This window comes from Pontimicrobium sp. SW4 (genome assembly GCF_039954625.1).
Lineage (GTDB): Bacteria > Bacteroidota > Bacteroidia > Flavobacteriales > Flavobacteriaceae > Pontimicrobium.
Map to the genome: position 1 here is coordinate 644575 of NZ_CP157199.1, position 19318 is coordinate 663892.

At 32.9% G+C, this 19318-nt stretch carries 12 protein-coding genes; 6 read left to right on the top strand and 6 right to left on the bottom strand.

Annotation, left to right across the window (positions count from 1 at the left end; all coding sequences use genetic code 11):
* Positions 1-28: 28 nt before the first annotated feature.
* The 4 genes from ABGB03_RS03065 to ABGB03_RS03080 all read right to left on the bottom strand — a co-directional run bounded on the left by ABGB03_RS03065 (position 29) and on the right by ABGB03_RS03080 (position 7079).
* Positions 29-1681, bottom strand: a complete 1653-nt coding sequence (locus tag ABGB03_RS03065) for a serine hydrolase (RefSeq protein ID WP_347924738.1) — start codon at positions 1679-1681, stop codon at positions 29-31.
* Positions 1682-1861: 180 nt separating this feature from the next.
* Positions 1862-2374, bottom strand: a complete 513-nt coding sequence (locus ABGB03_RS03070; RefSeq protein ID WP_347924739.1) for a hypothetical protein — start codon at positions 2372-2374, stop codon at positions 1862-1864.
* A gap of 207 nt (positions 2375-2581) precedes the next feature.
* Positions 2582-4492: a molecular chaperone HtpG gene (htpG, locus tag ABGB03_RS03075; protein WP_347924741.1), complete on the bottom strand. Its 1911-nt coding sequence runs from the start codon at positions 4490-4492 to the stop codon at positions 2582-2584.
* Positions 4493-4634: 142 nt separating this feature from the next.
* Positions 4635-7079 carry a prolyl oligopeptidase family serine peptidase gene (locus ABGB03_RS03080; RefSeq protein ID WP_347924743.1) on the bottom strand — a complete coding sequence of 815 codons (2445 nt, stop codon included), beginning with the start codon at positions 7077-7079 and terminating at the stop codon, positions 4635-4637.
* A gap of 181 nt (positions 7080-7260) precedes the next feature.
* On the opposite strand from ABGB03_RS03080, the gene ABGB03_RS03085 reads away from it, so the two are divergent.
* On the top strand, positions 7261-8271 hold the full coding sequence (locus ABGB03_RS03085; protein ID WP_347924744.1) for a beta-ketoacyl-ACP synthase III: 1011 nt from the start codon (positions 7261-7263) through the stop codon (positions 8269-8271).
* Between the two features lie 269 nt (positions 8272-8540).
* Here ABGB03_RS03085 and ABGB03_RS03090 read toward each other — a convergent pair whose 3' ends face one another.
* Positions 8541-11006: a TonB-dependent receptor gene (locus ABGB03_RS03090; RefSeq protein ID WP_347924746.1), complete on the bottom strand. Its 2466-nt coding sequence runs from the start codon at positions 11004-11006 to the stop codon at positions 8541-8543.
* Between the two features lie 125 nt (positions 11007-11131).
* Between ABGB03_RS03090 and ABGB03_RS03095 the strand changes: the two genes are divergently transcribed.
* Positions 11132-11491: a CoA-binding protein gene (locus tag ABGB03_RS03095; protein ID WP_347924748.1), complete on the top strand. Its 360-nt coding sequence runs from the start codon at positions 11132-11134 to the stop codon at positions 11489-11491.
* Here ABGB03_RS03095 and ABGB03_RS03100 read toward each other — a convergent pair.
* Positions 11462-12925, bottom strand: coding sequence for a sodium:solute symporter (locus ABGB03_RS03100; RefSeq protein WP_347924749.1), 1464 nt, complete (start codon positions 12923-12925; stop codon positions 11462-11464). The two genes, ABGB03_RS03095 and ABGB03_RS03100, sit on opposite strands and share 30 nt — an antisense overlap.
* A gap of 70 nt (positions 12926-12995) precedes the next feature.
* Between ABGB03_RS03100 and ABGB03_RS03105 the strand changes: the two genes are divergently transcribed.
* The 4 genes from ABGB03_RS03105 (at position 12996) to ABGB03_RS03120 (ending at position 19254) form a co-directional block, all read left to right on the top strand.
* Positions 12996-15995 (top strand): T9SS type A sorting domain-containing protein, encoded by a 3000-nt coding sequence (locus ABGB03_RS03105; protein WP_347924751.1) that lies wholly within the window; start codon positions 12996-12998, stop codon positions 15993-15995.
* Between the two features lie 97 nt (positions 15996-16092).
* Positions 16093-16710, top strand: coding sequence for a recombination mediator RecR (gene recR, locus ABGB03_RS03110; protein WP_347924752.1), 618 nt, complete (start codon positions 16093-16095; stop codon positions 16708-16710).
* A gap of 6 nt (positions 16711-16716) precedes the next feature.
* Positions 16717-17811, top strand: a complete 1095-nt coding sequence (locus ABGB03_RS03115; protein ID WP_347924754.1) for a glycosyltransferase family 2 protein — start codon at positions 16717-16719, stop codon at positions 17809-17811.
* 90 nt (positions 17812-17901) lie between these two features.
* The gene (locus ABGB03_RS03120; protein ID WP_347924756.1) at positions 17902-19254 is read left to right on the top strand and encodes a dihydrolipoamide acetyltransferase family protein; all 1353 of its coding nucleotides are present in this window, start codon (positions 17902-17904) and stop codon (positions 19252-19254) included.
* The last annotated feature ends 64 nt before the right edge of the window (positions 19255-19318 follow it).

The window sequence follows — 19318 nt, forward strand, 5'->3', positions numbered from 1 at the left end:
AAGTGGGTTTTTTATAAATATATAATGATTAATCTATTTTCTTTCCAGGCATTTGTTGCCCACCTTGATGCAAGGTAGTCATATTAACTATTCCATTTTCGTCTTTACTAAAAACTAATTTTGCTGGTACTACTTTTAGAAAGAAATTATCTTCACTTTCAGCAAATATTTCAAATTGAGGTTGCCCTGTAGCTTGCGCAAAAATTTGATTGCCATTAACAGTTACTTCAATAACAAAACCAGGTTGCAGCTCATATTTACCAATATATTGCTTTAAAACATCTGGAGCTAAAGTAATCTCTTTCTGTTCTGCAGGAGGTGCTTTATTTATTTCGTTTCCAATTACTGTTACGTCGGTTACAAACTCTGCTTGTTTTTTTCCATTTTTTACACTGAAATTATAGATGATGTCGCCTTCTTCAAAAATGAATTTAGATTCAGACATTGGGTAAATTTCTAATTTTGTACTGCCCTCTCTTTGACTGAAAATTTTACCATTTTTTACTGTAATATATCTAATAACACTATCAGGGAATTCGTAAGCTCCAGCCCATTTGTTTAGTTGCGCTTCACTTAGTGTAATAGCATCAGCTTTATTTAAAAATGGTTTGCCAATAGCTAACGCAGCAATTTTATTAGCAACACCAGTTGGAGAGCTGCAATCGCAATTTGTTAGTACCGATACGAATACATCTTCTTGTGGCATATAAATTCCCATTGTAGCATATCCGAAAATACCACCACCGTGAGAGATGCTTTTGGAGCCTTGAATTTTACCAGCTCCTAAACCATAGCCATAGCTAATATGTTCACCATTATTTAGTGAAGAACCATTGATAGCTTTTTCGTAGCTTTTTTGAGTAATTAATTGGTTAGTATTTAAAGCTTTCTGCCACTTTAAAAGATCATCTACATTAGACATTAAAGACCCTGCAGCATAAGGTAGTGTTAGACTTAAATAGTCTGCATTTAAATAACCATTTTCACCTTTTTTATAGCCATAAGCTCGGTTTTTTATTAGTTTTTTCATGCTACCATAATAGGAATTTTTCATCCCGATTTTGTCAAAAATATGTTTCTGAATATAATCGGCATAAGTCTCACCAGTTATTATTTCTATAATATGACCTAGTAGTATATATCCTGAATTATTGTATAGGAACTTTTCTCCTGGATCAAAATCCATCGGCTCATTTTTAAATTTATCTATAAGTTCAGAAGGTGTCATATCTGTACGTGCATGTTTTATAAAACTTTCCATGCTTGTATAGCTTTTTATACCTGACGTATGATTTAATAAATTGTGAATGGTAATGGTTTTGCCATTGGTTGGATAATCTGGAATATACTTGGTTATATCATCTTCAACTTTCAATTTACCTTGCTCTTCTAACATTAAAATAGCTATGGCAGTAAATTGCTTAGTAATTGAACCAATTTCAAATACATGTTCTGGTTGCATCGCTACTCCTAATTCTAAATTAGCACTACCAAAGCCTTTACGATAGATAACTTTTCCATCTTTGTAGACTAAGGCTGTTGCTCCAGGTTCATTTGCTTTATAGCTTGCGTTAAGAATATCGTCTATTTGAGATTCTATATTTTGTGCTTGGTTAGAAAAAGAAATTAGTAGGCAAAAAGATAATAGGGCAATTGCTTTAATAGAAAACTTGTATTGCATAATGTTTTATTTGATCGGTTATATTAGAACTTATTCTATTCTATATGACGAATAAAAAGAATTATAGTTACAGAAGTCTATTGTTTTTATTCAACTTAGGTTTTCAATTTCACTAGTAACCTATTTCTTTAAATTATTGCTAGCAATCTTGAGAAGCATTAATTACTTTGCTATAACCAATTATTTTACGTAATCTAAAGTCATTTCAAAAACTTGATACCATTTTCCTTCACGATTGAATTCTCCCGTTTCATACCATTGTCCGTTTTCGTTTATCCAAATTATATATCGCATATTTTCATTCGGATACCAATAAAATTTGCCATCTATTAATTCGCCTTTAAATTCACCTTTTTGTCCATTTTGCAAATAAGATTGAAATATATAATTTTCATCTTTTTTATTGTATGAAATGATAGCCATAGCATTATGTGTTATCATTCCATTGGATTTTCCTAATCCTTCAATCAATATTGCAGTACTATCCAATTTGAATTGAATTTTCTCTGTTTGATCAAATTCAGATTTTGTTCTATCACGTCCCATTATCCAACCTTTTCCTTTCCAATTTCCAACTAAAAATTCGAGTTTGGATATTTCGGATTTTGAAATGGAGTCAGTAGTAAAAGACTGTGAGAATGATTGTTCTATTAAAAATAGTGATAATGCTAAAATTAAGATTCCTTTTTTCATGTTTTTGATTTTTAATTGGTTACAACTATTTCGTTATGATTTGTTAGGTGTTTGTAAGGCTCTACTAATTATTTTTTTAATAACTTAAGATTTGAGTTAATAAATTGATTATAAGGTAATATAGCAATAAAATAATAAAAAAAACCACTTCATTTGAAGTGGTTTTTTGGATATATATAGATTTCCTGCTCATGCAGAAAAGACAAGTTACTTTATCATATCGTAACTGCGTTTGATGAAGTTTGTTAGCTCTTCACCTTTTAATAAGCCTTGGGACAAGCGTGCTAAATCTAAACTTTGATTTATTAAACGTTCTTGCTTTTTCTTTGTTTTGGTATTTAGTATGTCGCTAACCAATTGAGAATTTGTGTTCACTACAAGGTTATACATTTCTGGCATGTTACCCATTCCAAACATTCCGCCACCACCAGTTTGCTGCATTTCTTTCATACGACGCATAAATTCTGGTTGTGTAATTATAAATGGTGAAGCTTTACTATCCATAGCTTCTAATTGTACCATGAATTTTTCTGAAGGAATGACCTCTTTTAATAACTCATCTAATACTTTCTTTTGATCTTCGTCTAATTTAGAAATAGTAGTGTCATCCTTCTTAATTAAATTATCAATATGATCACCATCTACACGAGCAAAAGAAATATTTTCTTTAGTTGTTTCTAATTTTTGAATTAAGTGAGATACAATTGGAGAGTCTAATAACAAGACTTCATAATCTTTATCCTTAGCTGCTTCTATATAACTATGTTGTGCATCTTTATCTGAAGCATATAGAATAACTAATTTATCATCCTTATCCGTTTGTTTTGCTTTGATTTTGTTGTAAAGCTCTTCGTAAGTATAATACGTACCATCAACCGAAGGATATAAAGCAAATGCATCGGCTTTTTCAAAGAATTTTTCTTCCGAAAGCATTCCGTATTCTATCACGATTTTAATGTCGTTCCATTTAGCTTCAAAATCTTCTCTGTTACCATTGAATAACGATTTTAATTTGTCGGCTACTTTACGTGTAATATATGAAGAGATCTTTTTAACAGCTCCATCGGCCTGTAAGTAACTACGAGATACATTTAATGGAATATCTGGAGAATCAATAACACCTCTTAACATGGTTAAAAATTCTGGTACGATACCTTCAACATTATCAGTAACAAATACTTGGTTTTGATATAACTGAATTTTATCCTTCTGAATATTCAAATCATTTGTCATCTTAGGGAAATACAAGATTCCAGTAAGATTAAAAGGATAATCTACATTTAAATGTATATTGAATAAAGGCTCTTCAAATTGCATTGGATACAATTCGCGATAAAAATCTTTATAGTTCTGGTCTTCTAAATCTGCTGGTTGTTTAGTCCAAGCTGGATTTGGATTGTTGATGATATTGTCAACAGTAATTTTTTTGTGAGGCTCAGTAGTTTCTTTTCCATCTTTATCTTTAGTTGTCTTTGGAGTAAAGTCAGGATCGTTTACTTCTTTAGTTCCAAACTTAATTGGAATAGGCATAAACTTGTTATACTTCAATAATAACTCTCTAATTCTACTTTCTTCTAAAAATTCGGTAGAATCATCTGCAATATGAAGGATGATTTCTGTACCTCTTTCAGTTCTATCAGAAGCTTCTAAAGTAAATTCTGGGCTTCCATCACACGTCCAATGTGCAGCAGGTTCATCTTTAAAAGATTTTGTAATGATTTCAACTTTTTCAGCAACCATAAAAGCAGAGTAGAACCCAAGACCGAAATGACCAATAATACCTGCATCGTCAACTTTATCTTTGTACTTGTCTAGAAACTCTTCAGCACCAGAAAAAGCAACTTGGTTAATGTACTTTTCAACTTCATCAGCTGTCATACCAAGACCTTGATCGATAATATGAAGTTTTTTAGCGTCTTTATCTATTTTAACTTCAATTTGTGGATTACCGTATTCTACTTTTGCTTCACCAATATTGGTTAAATGTTTTAACTTCATTGTAGCGTCAGTAGCATTACTTATAAGTTCACGTAAAAATATTTCGTGATCACTGTATAGAAACTTTTTAATTAACGGAAAAATATTCTCAACCGAAACATTAATATTTCCTTTTGTCATGATATATGTATTTTTTAATTATTTGTTTTGTATGGTTATAGTCAAAAAAAATACCAATTGTTTATTTGTGACAAGTTGACATAAAAAAAAGCCATTCATTCCAAAGTATTGGAAGAATGGCTTATATAAAATATGATGATCTTTAATCTTTCAGTGTTTTTTCTGGTGCATTAACGGTTGGCTTGTTTTTTACATGTTTTTCCATCCATTGGTCTTGTTCCCAAAGTAAATGCATAACAGATTCTCTTGCTCTATAACCATGACTTTCTTTTGGTAACATGACTAATCTAACAGGAGCTCCAAGGCCTTTTAAAGCGTTAAAATAGCGTTCACTTTGTAATGGATATGTTCCAGAATTATTATCAGCTTCACCATGAATTAGCAACATTGGTGTTTTCATTTTATCGGCATGCATAAATGGCGACATGGTATAATACACATCTGGAGCTTCCCAATAACTACGTTCTTCACTTTGGAAACCAAAAGGCGTCAACGTTCGGTTATAAGCACCACTTCTAGCAATTCCTGCAGCAAAGAGGTTAGAATGAGATAATAAATTAGCAACCATAAAAGCACCATACGAATGTCCTCCAACTGCAACTCTGTTTCTATCTATATAACCTAGTTTGTCTACAGCGGCAATTGCAGCTTTACCATTTGCAACTAATTGCGATCTAAAACTGTCGTTAGGTTCTTTATCACCTTCACCAACAATTGGGAAAGATGCATTGTTTAATACCACATAACCACGCGTTACCCAGAAAATTGGTGATCCATACGATGGATATGTAAACTGATTAGGGTTAGAGGTGCTTTGTGAAGCGCTACTTTTGTCTTTGTATTCTCTTGGATAAGCCCAAACAATCATTGGGTACTTTTTACCTTTTTCATAATTGGTTGGTAAATACAATTCTCCTGAAAGGTCTAAACCATCATCACGTTTATAGTTGATGACTTCTTTGTGTACATTTTGAATACTTTTAAAAGGGTTTTCAAATTGTGTTAATGGAACTGCACCTTTTTTGCGTTTTATATTCTTAACATAATAGTTAGGAAACTCGTTTTTAGATTCTACACGTACCAATATTTCTCCTTTTTTCACATCAAGAATGTCGCTAATATTTTCTAGTTTATTGGTAGCAGTCGATTGATATAAACGCTTAGTTTTTTTGCTTTTTAAATTGATTTCATCAATAAAAGGAAACTTTCCTTCTTTGCTATAGCCAGCTCCAATAAGGTAAGCATCATCACCACTCAACTCTAATGAATATCTCCCATACTCGTTTCTTTTTGTAGCAAAACTTCCAGGGTCGCTATAACGATCTTGATAATTTCTATCCCAAAGAATCTTAGGTGTTTCCTTATTATTTGAAGGATTAAAAATGTACGTTTTAGAATTTCTGGTGTTCCACCATCTATCCATAGCAATAGCAGTATTATCATTTCCCCAAATGATGCCTGTATAGCGTTGCTTTAGTTTTATAAGTGATTTAGGTGTACCATTAAAAGGTGCATTTAACTCGAACACTTCATCACGATAGGCTACATCTATTGCTGGATCTCCACCATCTAGTGCTTCTGCCCAATATAATGTTGAAGGTTTGTCTGCTCTCCAAGACACACTTCGTTTACCAGTATTAGTTGCCATAAACCCTTTTGGTAAATCTTCGATAAGAGGTGTTTTTAAAAACTCGCTAACTAAATTCCCATTTGTATCATAAATATTAGTGTTTGATGGAAAACGACCATAGGTTACAATATATGAGAATGGTTTTTGAAGAGTGTTTACCATGATATATTTCCCGTCGGGAGAAAACGATATTCCTGTGTACATATCATCGTCCTTCCATTTAGTTTTTGAACCATCTAGAGACACTTTGTATAATTGCGCTAGGGCTAATTGTTCAAAATTATGCTCATCATTTCTATTTTTTAATAAATCTTGATAGGTTCTATTTTGCGCTTTCACACCTTCTTCACTTACAGATATTGTTGGTCCTGTTGGCACAGCAGTTTTAGTATCTATTAGCGCTTTTCTATTGTTTGATAACATTTTAACCAAAAGTGAGTTACTGTCTTTAAACCAATCAAACGGACTTCCCATATTGGCATTAATGCTTGCATCGGTTAATTTTGAAGCAGTTGCAGTATTAAAGTCCAGTACCCAAAGTTCAACGCCTGTATCAGTTGTATTTGTAAATGCTACTTTGGTTTCATCCGGAGAGAAGCTAAAATAGGCAAAGCGACCGTCTTTAGGTAAGCCTTTTACAGCGACATCGTCACTGTTTCTACCATTTCTTAATTTAACATTTGTATAGTAATTTTGACGACTTCCAATATTGGTTACTGGATTAATTCTAAGTCCTCCAAGTCTTAACTCAGTTTCAGATAATTCAGCAATACTTTTAAAATTACTTCGATATAGGAATAGCATTTTATCACTTTTGCTATCCATTCTTAATGCTGGAGCAGCAGGAGCATCAGCGAGTTCTAAAATATCATCGTTGGGCAATTGATAACTAACATTTTCTTGAGCTTGCAAAAAAGTTACAAAACAAATAAGAACATATACAATTGATTTTTTCATATTAGGATGGTTTATTAAAGACATAATAAATGAGCTTAAAGTTACATAATTTACACTTTTGCGTATGTAATCTTTGAGTTAAAGTTTTTAACAGAACCATTAAATATGAGATGTTTTCACAGCTAAATTGTAATAATTCATTACATTTAAAATTCAATTTAATTTAAGAAAAGAGTTGCTTATGTATAATTCGAGAATAACAGGGCTTGGAAAATATTTACCAGAAACTATAGTTACCAACAACGATTTAAAGCAGTGGATGGATACTACTGATGAGTGGATTCAAGAACGAACTGGAATTAAAGAGCGTAGATGGATAGATCCAAAAACCAGTGAAGATACAACCTCAATAATGGGAGCTAAGGCTGCTAAAGTAGCCATAGAACGTGCTGGACTTACTAAGGATGATATAGATTTTATTGTGTTTGCTACTTTAAGTCCAGATATGTATTTCCCTGGAGGAGGTGTGCGCGTTCAAGAGTTGTTAGATATGCCAACAGTTGGTGCTTTGGATGTTAGAAACCAATGTTCAGGGTTTGTGTATGCTTTGTCTATTGCCGACCAGTTTGTAAAAACAGGTATGTATAAAAATGTTTTGGTTATTGGTAGTGAAAATCATTCAGGAGGCTTAGAACGTTCTACTAGAGGAAGAGGTGTCACGGTTATTTTTGGCGATGGTGCTGGTGCAGCTGTGGTGTCTAGATGTGAGGATAATTCTAAAGGTATTTTATCGTCGCATTTACATTCTGAAGGGAAACATGCCAAAGAGTTATCGTTGGAAGGCCCAAGTACAGGACGTTGGGTAGATGCTATTATGGAAGAGGACGATCCGGATGATATATCGTATTATCCATATATGAATGGACAGTTTGTGTTTAAACATGCCGTGGTACGTTTTAGTGAAGCGATAAATGAAGGTTTACAAGCCAATGATTTAAATAAGGAAGATATCGATATGCTTATTCCGCATCAGGCTAATTTGCGTATCGCACAATTTATACAACGTAAATTTGGGCTGAGTGATGCTCAAGTCTATAACAACATTATGCGTTATGGAAATACAACTGCAGCTTCTATACCTATTGCATTAACCGAAGCTTGGGAAGAAGGTAAAATTAAAGAAAATGATGTTGTAGTGTTAGCGGCTTTTGGTAGTGGCTTTACTTGGGGATCTGTGATTATGAAGTGGTAATAACTTCCTGTCTTCGCAGGAATACATAAAAAAACCCAGAACAAAGATGCTCTGGGTTTTCTTGCTATTAACCAACATTAACATTTAAACTAAATGCTCTGTTTATATAGACGTAAGTTTTTGGTTTTTATTTCATTATAATTGAAAATTTAACCAACTTTAACATTTAAGACAAAACCCGAAGGATTGACACTTCGGGTTTTTTATTAATAACCTAACATTAACACTAACCATCAACTATTACGCAGGCTATTAATGAGTTGTTATTTCTAGAAGATTCCTCCTCCATCTTTTTCGTCGTCGTCTCTTTGTTTACGAGATTTTGCGCGGTATTTTCCACCACCAAAACGATAGTTTAAACCAACATTCCAAGTATTACTTTCCCAGTTGAATTGTACATCTTGTCTAAAAGGTCTATTGGTGTCTGCAGAGAATTTCATTGTATTGAAAACGTCATTGTAACTAAAGCTAAATGTAGCCTTGTTATTAAGGAAGCTATAACGCATTCCTAGATTAACAAAATGCATAGGATCTACATCAAATTGAATACTTTCGTTTGCACCTCTATAAAATCCGAATGCTGTAAATGATAAACTTTTACTTACTCTAAAGTTATTAAATATTCTAAAGTTGTATGCCACATTATCTACTTCAACAGTTTCTACAACAATATCATTTTCTGTAGCTACTTCTGGAGATGCTGTAAGACGTTCACTTATACTTTTTTGTGTTTGTGAGTAAAAATCGAAGCTTCCGTTAATACTCCACCATTTTGTTGGACGATAGTTTGTAGACAACTCGAAACCATATGATGATGTATTATCGAAGTTGTCATCAGTTAAAATTAATCTATTAAAGTCTGCTCTGTCAACTTGAATCATCATAGATATTTCACTATTTATTCTTCTATAAAATACACCAGCCGTAATGCTACCTTTTTCTAAATTCCTTGTATAATTTGTTTCAAATGAATTAGTAAATTGAGGAACTAAATGTTGATTTCCAAATTTAGAGATTAAAGGTGTATTAAATTCTGGTAATGGATTTACTTGTCCAACTCCTGGTCTATCTACACGTCTACTATAACTTAATTGAAAAGAATTTTTTTCAGAAGCTTGATATGTTATAAATGCTGATGGATATACCTCAGTATAATCATTATCAAAAGGTGTATTTGTAACTAAGTCTGTTTCTAAATCTGTTTCTTTAGCAAGTGTTTCAACTTTTACTGTTTCTGCTCGTAATCCAACTTGAAAACTCCATTTGTCTATTTTTTTACTGTAATTTACATATGCAGAGTAAATGTCTCTACTATAATCAAAATATGTTAAAGATGGAATATAATCTCCTGCCATATTTTGTGAACGACCGTCAGATTCATAGTTGATAGTGTTGTTAAATAATCTTGCTTGTAATCCTAATTCTAATTTTGCAGTTTCAGATAAAGGGTCAACATAGTCTAAATTAATAGTTGTTCGATTTCTATCAGTATCATTTATTTCGAAAAAGTTAGGTCTGCTTATAAAACTTCCTGAAAATAAATTATCTGTTTCTGATTCTCCATTGTAAATATTGTGGTCAACTTCAAGTTCAATATTTCTACCTTCTTTATTAAAATCTAATTTATAATCAAAGTTGTATTGTTGTGAGTTGTTTGAGTCGTCATTAATAAATCCTTGATTTTGAACCGTTGAGTTGCTATAGAAAATGTCAGTTCCTCCACTTACTCCTCCATTATATAAGTTTTGATTTGTGAAGACAGATAGTGTGTTTTTATCATTTAAGTAAAAATCTAAACCTACCTTAAAGACATGAGATTTATTGTCATTTAAAATATCTACTTCTTGCAAGGTGTTTTGGTCAATTCTATCAATATAGCCGTAATTAACATTTTTTGAAATATTATTACTTGCGTTTCCATATAAATTGAATTTACCATTTCTATAGTTCATATTTAATGAACTATTAAATTTTGGACGCTTTTCATAACTTAGTCCAACGCTAGTACTTCCATTAAACCCAACCATTGTATTCTTGTGAAGAACGATATTAATAATTCCGCTCATTCCTTCTGGATCATACTTAGCAGATGGGTTGGTGATTAACTCTATAGACTTAATAGCTGAAGATGGAATTTGTTTTAGTAATTGAGCTGTTGGGATGTTAGATAGTTTACCATCTACCATTACACGTACATTCGAGTTACCACGCATGCTAATGTCTCCAGTTTGAGCATCGACACTTACAGAAGGGACTGCTATCATAATATCTGAAGCTGTTCCTTGAGCAGCCAAGTCCTTACCTACATTAATAACTTTTCTATCAACTTTTTGCTGAATAGTAGAGACTTCAGCAACCACTGTTACTTCGTCCAAACCCGCAGCTTCTTCCTCTAATCTAATTTCTCCGAGATCAAATTTTCTATTTTTTCGGCTAATAGTTAAATCTTTAACTACAGATTTGTAACCTATATATTGTACAGTTACTGTAATTTTTCCTTCAGGAATTTTAGTAATATTAAATGTTCCGTCATCAAGTGTAATACCACCAGTAACAGTTTCGCCTTTATCATTTTTAATAATGATGTTTACATAAGGAAGGGGTTCGTTAAGCGTTGCGTCTAATACCTTTCCAGATATAGAGCCATCGATTAATTCGTTAGAATTGTTGTTTGTTGCTTGAGTGTTTTGGGTAATAAATAATAATGCCAAACACAATGTGATCAGTTTTTTCATTCGTTTTTTTGATTGATTGATATAGTCTTGTTATAAATGCTTTTACTACATTTATACCTAACAGACGACTATATCTAATTCCTGTTACTTTTTTTAACAGGCATTAACATTTTTTTAACATTTACATGAAAAAAACTTTAGTTTTTGGAGCATCATTAAACCCTAATAGATATTCGCATTATGCTATACAACGCTTAGTTACACATAATCATGAGGTAGTTGCCTTTGGTTTAAGAGAGGGTGAGGTTAAGGGTGTAATGATTGATACAGAACTTAAGCCTTATGAAGATATTGATACAGTGACATTATATATGAATGCTAAAAGGCAAAAGGAATATTACAATTATATTATGTCGTTAAAACCTGAGCGCATCATTTTTAACCCTGGAACCGAAAACCCAGAGTTTTTTAAACTATTAGAAGAAAACAATATTAATTTTGAAATGTCCTGTACTTTAGTCTTGCTTTCTACTAATCAGTATTAAGCCAATAAAGGTTAGCAAGCCATTAATTGGTAATAATTCATAACCAACTACATAACCTCCAAGACTTTCTGCTGAAATATTTCCAATAACAGCCGTTAGGATTACAGATGCAATTGCTACTATCCAAACATACTTGTCTTTTATTTGTTTTTTGGTGAAAATTCCAAAAGCGAAAAGGCCTAATAACGGTCCATACGTATAACCAGCAACTGTAAGTAAGCTATCAATAACATTGCTGCTAAGGACATATTTGAAGATAATAATAACAATAATAAGCATGATACTCATACCTATATGCGTTTTTTTACGAATGCTTTTTTGTTGGTCTTGAGGCTTTTTTTCTATGTTTAAGAAATCCACGCAAAATGACGTAGTAAGCGATGTTAAGGCACTATCTGCACTACTATAAGCAGCAGCAATTAAACCTAGCATAAAGGTAATGGCAAGTGTAATTCCAAGTCCACTATTTAAAGCAATTTCTGGAAATAATAAATCTGTTTTTGGACTGCCATCCATTAAAGGCATTGTAATATTATGCTTTTTAGCATAAATAAATAGTAATGCACCTAAAAGCATAAATAGAAACGTAACACCAACCAATACGATACTAAATGATACCATGTTTTTTTGAGCATCTTTTAGTGATTTACAAGTCAAGTTTTTTTGCATCATATCTTGATCTAAACCAGTCATACAAATAGTAATAAACATACCTCCCACAAACGATTTAATGAAATGGCTTCTTTCCAAAAAGCTATCAGTAACTAGAATTTTACTGTATTCTTTTAACTCATTAGATGCTAAAAACTCACTAAAACTCCATCCTAAACTTTCGTTTATAAAATAGATAGATAAGATTACAGCTAAAATCATGAATAATGTTTGTAGTGTATCAGTCCAAACAATTGTTTTTATACCTCCTTTATTAGTATAAATCCATATCAGTAAAATTGATATAACTACAGTAATTTCGAAAGGCACATTCCATTCGTCAAAAACAAATTGTTGTAATACAATGGCAACTAAATATAATCTGAAAGCTGCGCCTAGAACCCTTGAAACAAAGAAGAAAAAAGCACCAGTTTTATGACTTACAAACCCAAAGCGTTGCAATAAATATTCGTAAATAGAAGTAACATTAAGTCGGTAATAAATAGGCATCAACACATAAGCAACCACAAAATACCCAACCATATAACCTAAGACCACTTGAAAATAACTAAATTGAGAGCCATCAACCCAACCAGGAACCGAAATAAAGGTGACTCCTGATAGCGATGCGCCAACCATTCCAAATGCTACAACATACCAAGGAGATGTTTTTCCTGCCTTAAAAAAGTCGACATTACTATCGTTTTTACCAGTGAAATAAGAAATCAATATTAGTACACCAAAATAAACGGCAATGAGTATTATTATAGATATAGATGACATAATTAAGTTTTTCGATATTTAAAATAATTAAAGCTATTTTTGAAACCTTAACAATATTAAGTAAAATTCAATGAAAAAAAATTACATCTCTTTAATTTTATTATTATTTGTATTTACAGTTTCGGCACAAGACTATAAAAAAATGATTGCTGCAGGAACATATACAGTACAGGAAATACAAGAAGAAGCTGAGGCTTATTTTAAAATTGTAGGGACAGAAAGGGGTAAAGGTTATAAGCCCTATAAAAGATGGGAATATCAGGCATTACAGAATATGGATGAAAATGGAATATTGAAAACACCTGATTTTTATTATAAAGAACTTCAAGACTATAACAGATATATTAATCAAAAATCAAGTGCTTATAGAACAACTGTTGGTACATGGGAGGATTTAGGGCCAACTTATTGGAATAAAACTAGCGGTTGGAACCCAGGTGTTGGTAGAATTACTTCTATTGCAGTTGATCAAGTAGGAGCAGGAAATCCAAACCACATTATAATAGGTGCTGTCTCAGGCGGTGTTTGGAGAACTACAGATCGAGGAAATACTTGGACAGTCTTAACGGATAATTTAACTAATTTAAATGTATCTGCCTTAGCGATACATCCAACAAATGCATCAACTTATTTTTGGGGATCGACTGGAGGGGTTATTTTTAAATCTCTAGATAGTGGTGCAACTTGGAATATTTTAGCTGATGTTGGTAATGGATCAGTAAATAAAATATTAATTGACCCTACAAATACAAGCAAGATGTATTGTAGTTCTGAGAATGGTGGGATTTTTAAGTCAACAGATTCTGGAGTGAATTGGACCCAAATACATTCTGAAGCCACAACTGGATATGATGTCGAGTTCAAACCTGGTAATACAAATGTTATTTATGCTACTGGGAAGCAGTTTTTTAAATCTATTGATGGAGGTTCAACTTTTACAATACCGCAACCTAGCTTACCATTATGGACTCAAGAGAATGTAGTTGGAGCTACAAATTGGACAGTAGGTAACTCAAACAACACAGGTACTTTATCGCCAAAAACAGGATCATCTTTAGCACTTTTTTATTTTCCAGATTACAGTCATCCAGTTACAAAATTAACGTCGCAGGAGTTAAATCTTCAAGGAGCGACAGATCCTAAGCTTAAATTCTCATATACTAATGCACAATGGGGTTCACCAACCTTTCTTAATGAGTTAAGAGTATATTATAAGACATCTTTAGTTGGATCTTGGAATATACTAGCAACCTACACTAATAATGTAACTAGTTGGTCCGACATAGAGTTAAGTCTTCCAAATGCATCATCAACATATTATATAGCATTTGAGGCAACAAATAATTATGGAAGAGGAACTACATTAGATGATGTATCTGTAGAAGATGTGTCTTTAGGTACTGTTTTTCAAGATGGATTTGAATTAGGACCTAATGACTTTGGAGGTGGTCCAAAAATGATGGGAGTGTCAATAGATGATCCATCAGTTGTTTATGTTTTAGAAGCTTCTAATGGTATTTTTGGCGGGTTTTATAGGTCTACAGATAGCGGTGAAACATATACCAAACTGGATCATGGAACGAATAATTATTTTGGATATAGTTCTTCTGCAAATGATGATAGAGGGCAAGCTCCCAGAGATATGGATATTGCAGTAAATCCGACAAATGTAGATGAAGTGCATATTGCAGGGATTTTAACTTGGAAATCAATAGATGGTGGAGATAATTTTAATATTACCTCGCAATGGACCTTGAGTAATGCAGCTAATGAAAACATTGGGTATTGTCATGCAGATGTAGATATTTTGGAGTATATAGATGGTAAACTATATGTAGGAAGTGATGGAGGTATTTTTATAGCCGAAGATCCATCAACAGTAAATACATCTTATTATACAGATATTACAACTGGACTTGGAATTAGACAATTTTATCGAATAGGTATAAGTCAAACTAACCCAGTAATTGTTACTGGTGGTTCTCAAGATAATGGAACCTCAGTGATGGATACATCTGGCAATTGGACAGATTGGTTAGGAGCAGACGGTATGGAAAGTTTTGTAGATAAAAATAATAGTTCAATACTTTATGGAACTTCTCAAAATGGAACGTTATATAAATCTACAAATGGAGGAAGTACTTATTCATGGCTTAATAGACCACAAGATGGATTAGGAGATTATAAAACTGGAAATTGGATTACACCATTCGAACAAGATCCTTTATTACCTGGAACTATATATGTAGGTTATGATTATGTATACAAGTCTACAAATGGAGGAGGTACTTGGGCCGAAATTTCTCAAGATTTAGGAGGAAACCTAAATCACTTAAAGATTGCGCCTTCTAATAGCAATATTATGTATGCTGCTGATGGAGGTGTATTATATAAAACAATAGATGGAGGTGCTACAAATTGGATAACTTTAAGTGGATTCTCAGGAAGCATAAATTCTATTGCTATTCACCCAACAGACGCCAATAGAGTTGCAATAGCTACAACAGATGCAAGTAAAGTGTTTGTTTCTACTAATGGTGGAGCCAGTTGGACACCCTATTTATTTGATTTGCCAAACTTTAGTGCTAGAGCTTTAGTATGGCAAAACAATGCTGAAAATGGCTTGTATTTAGGTATGAATTATGGTGTTTATTATATAGACGATAGTACTTCCAACAGTTGGCAACCTTTTAGTAATAATTTGCCTAATGTGAATATTAGTGAATTAGAAATTAATACAGTGACTAATGAGATCTATGCTGCTACTTATGGAAGAGGTTTATGGAAATCGGGGCTATATAACCCTAGTTTAAATGTTGAGGAGTTTGAATTAAACACAATATCATTATATCCAAATCCAAGTTCAAATGAAGTTACATTGTCTTGGAATAAAAGAGAAAATGTATCTGTGAAAATGTATAATTCTATTGGAAAGCTTATATATTTTGCTAAAGATAGAAGTTTAATTGAGCCTCTAACGATTAATATATCTAATTATGAGTCAGGTATCTATTTCATTAATATCAATACTAGATATGGTATAGTTACAAAAAAACTTCTAGTTAATTAAAGCTTGTAAAACTATATTAAGTATAAGCTCAATACTATAGCTTAGTATTGGGTTTATTTTTTTAACTATCATATAGAAAATTACTAACTTCGCCACTATGGAATTCTCCTCAAAATTACTTGAAAATGCTGTGAACGAAATGTCACAATTACCAGGGATTGGTAAGCGTACAGCATTGCGTTTGGTATTACATTTATTACGTCAACCAAAAGAACAAACTAGCAATTTGACTAAGGCATTAATGAAAATGCGCGAAGAGATTAAATTTTGCAAAAGTTGCCACAATATTAGCGATGTTGATGTTTGCGAAATATGTGCTAACCCTTATAGGAAAACAGATATAATTTGTGTGGTTGAGGACATTCGAGATGTGATGGCTATAGAAAACACTAGTACGTTTAGAGGCTTGTACCATGTGTTAGGAGGTAAAATATCGCCAATGGATGGCGTTGGACCTCACGATTTAAATATCAACTCTCTAGTTGAAAAAGTAAAAAAGGGTGAGATAAAAGAATTAATTTTTGCTCTTAGTTCTACCATGGAAGGCGATACGACTAACTTTTATATTTATAAGCAAATCCAAGATTTAGAAGTAATTACATCGACAATTTCTAGAGGTATTTCGGTTGGTGACGAACTGGAATATGCTGATGAGGTGACCTTAGGAAGAAGCATTGTAAATCGCGTACCTTTTGAAGCGTCTTTAAAAATGTAATAGCGCTTGAAACTTTCTGTTGTCATATTAAATTATAATGTTCGCTATTTTTTAGAGCTTTGTTTGCATAGTGTAAAAGCAGCTACTTTAAATATCGATTCTGAAATTATTGTAGTTGATAATAACTCTTCCGATGATAGTTGTGACATGGTAAGAGAACTATTCCCTGATGTTGTTTTAATAGAGAATAAAGAAAATTTAGGGTTTTCAAAAGGGAACAATCAAGGTGTCACTATTGCTAAAGGTAAATATGTTTGTATTTTAAATCCTGATACAGTGGTTCCTGAAGATGTATTTTTTCAATTGCTGAAGTTTTCTAAAACTAAAGAAAATTTAGGCATTGTTGGTTGTAAATTAGTAGATGGTTCTGGGAAGTTTCTGCCAGAAAGTAAGCGAAATACTCCTATCGTGAAGGTGGCTTTACAGAAAATAAGAGGAAATTCTGCAAATTATTATGCTAATCATATTAAGAAGAATGAGGTAGCCAAAGTAGAGATACTTGTTGGCGCTTTTATGCTTGTAAAACGAGCTGTTTATAACCAATTAAATGGATTTGATGAAGATTATTTTATGTATGGAGAAGATATCGACTTATCGTACAAAGCCATAAAAGCTGGGTTAGATAATTATTATGTAGGCACAACTGCAGCTATTCATTATAAAGGAGAAAGCACATTAAAAGACAAATCTTACGCGAAACGTTTTTATGGGGCGATGCAAATTTTTTATAAGAGACATTTCAAATCTAACGTTGTGTTTGATATGTTTGTTTGGTTAGGAATTAAGTTGGCTTTTTTAACACGCAAAGAACCAAAAGCTGTTGAAAAAAGTCCAAAAAACTTCTACACATTTTCGAATAAAAATGCAGAGTTTCTTTCTAAAAAACTGAACAAACCTGTTAAACTAATTACTAGTATAGATGAGGTTGAAGAAAATAGTACTGTACTATTTGAGTCATCAATAACTTATAGAAAAATGATTTCTAATATGATTAGTTTGAATAAAAAAAACAATATATCATTCAGAATTTTTGTTAATAATTCTAACTTTATAATTGGTAGTGACAACTCAAATAGTAGAGGAGAAGTTGTCACATTTTAAATTGAATTTATTGAAAAACCTGCAACAGATTTAATGATTTTTCGTTAATTTTGCAGTCTTAAACCTAAAAATAGCTTTTATATTAACGATATGGCAAAATTTGAACTTAAGTTACCTAAAATGGGAGAGAGTGTTGCTGAGGCAACTATAACATCTTGGTTAAAAGAGGTAGGAGACACTATTGAAGCTGATGAAGCGGTGCTTGAAATAGCAACAGATAAGGTAGATAGTGAAGTTCCAAGTGAAGTTGATGGTGTGCTTGTTGAAAAACTATTTGATGTTGACGATGTGGTGCAAGTTGGGCAAACCATTGCGGTTATTGAAATTGCGGGAAGTGCTAGTGAAGCACCTTCAGCACCAAAGCAAGAGGTTACAGAACCAAAGGTTGAAGCACCAATAAAGGCAGTTGCTGATGTTGCTCAAACTGTTGTAGCAGCAAAAGCTGCGGTAGAAACTCCTGTGAGTTCAACCGAAGATAGATTCTATTCGCCATTGGTTAAAAATATTGCTAAAAAGGAAGGCTTATCACAAGCTGAGCTTGATAGTATCCCAGGAACTGGTAAAGAAGGTAGAGTGACTAAAAATGATATTTTAGCATATCTTGAAAATAGAGGTAGCGAACCAGCACCACAACCAGTTGCTCAGCAAGAAGCAACACCTGAACCAGTAAAAATACAGAGTGCACCAGTAACGCCTAAGCCAGAAGTTAAAGAAACACCTATTGAAGTAAGTGGAGGAGATGAGATTATCGAAATGACAAGAATGGGCAAATTGGTAGCGAAGCACATGGTCGATTCTGTGCAAACGTCTGCGCATGTGCAGTCATTTATTGAAGCAGATGTGACTAATATATGGAACTGGCGAAACAAACATAAAAACGACTTTAAAAAGCGTGAAGGTGAAAACTTAACGTTTACCCCAATTTTTATGGAAGCGGTTGCAAAGGCACTTCGTGATTACCCAATGATGAATATTTCGGTGCAAGGAGATAAAATCATTAAGAAGAAACATATTAATCTTGGTATGGCAGCTGCATTAGGCGATGGCAATTTAATTGTGCCTGTTATTAAAAATGCAGATCAGTTAAATTTAATTGGTATGGCAAAACAAGTGAACGACTTAGCTAATCGTGCTAGAATGAACCAACTTAAACCAGACGATATACAAGGAGGAACCTATACAGTAACTAATGTTGGAACCTTTGGTAGCATTATGGGGACACCAATTATTAACCAACCGCAAGTAGGTATTTTAGCTTTAGGAGCTATTAGAAAAGTACCAGCAGTAATTGAAACGTCTGAAGGTGATTATATAGGTATTCGATATAAGATGTTTATGTCGCATTCTTATGACCACCGTGTGGTGAATGGTGCCCTAGGAGGTCAGTTTGTAAAAGCGGTAAAAGATTATTTAGAAGCTTGGGATTTAGATAGAGAAATATAATACATATAGCCTGTCACATCGAGCGCAGTCTAGATGTCTTAATAAAAGCAAAAGCACAGTTTTA